The following is a 462-nucleotide window of genomic DNA, read 5'->3' as shown; positions in this document are numbered from 1 at the left end:
GGCCTGATGCCGAACCCCAAGGTCGGCACCGTGACCCCGAACGTCGCCCAGGCCGTCAAGGACGCCAAGGGCGGCGCCGTCGAGTTCCGCGTCGAGAAGGCGGGCATCGTCCACGCCGGCATCGGCAAGGTCTCGTTCACCCAGGACGCCCTGGAAGCCAACGTGAAGGCCATCGTGGACGCCCTGGTGCGTTCCAAGCCGTCGGGCGCCAAGGGCACCTATGTGAAGCGCATCAGCCTGTCGTCGACGATGGGCCCGGGCTTCAAGGTCGACCCGTCCTCGCTGGGCGCCTAAGTCGAAAGACAAGCCTTACTGAAGAACGGCGGGGAGCGATCCCCGCCGTTTTTTCTTGCCCGGATCAGTAAGCCGCTGTGAAGCGGGCGCGGCTGTGCTTGGGGTTCTCCAACTCGTCGACCATGGCGATGGCGTAGTCGGAGAAGCCGATCTTGCTGTCGCCGTTGG

2 pseudogenes are annotated in these 462 nt (G+C 65.6%); one reads left to right on the top strand and one right to left on the bottom strand.

Annotated elements, in window-relative coordinates:
* Nucleotides 1-294 (top strand): annotated as a pseudogene (locus JWG43_RS20795) (50S ribosomal protein L1); the annotation flags it as partial.
* Nucleotides 295-358: 64 nt separating this feature from the next.
* On the opposite strand, the pseudogene JWG43_RS20790 reads toward JWG43_RS20795, so the two are convergent.
* Nucleotides 359-462: pseudogene (locus tag JWG43_RS20790) on the bottom strand (NAD(P)-dependent oxidoreductase); the annotation flags it as partial.

Origin of the sequence: Desulfobulbus alkaliphilus (assembly GCF_016918545.1) — a bacterium.
GTDB classification, from domain to species: Bacteria; Desulfobacterota; Desulfobulbia; order Desulfobulbales; family Desulfobulbaceae; genus Desulfobulbus; species Desulfobulbus alkaliphilus.
The sequence above is the reverse complement of the archived record's forward strand: the minus strand, read 5'-3'. Positions and strand labels throughout refer to the sequence as shown.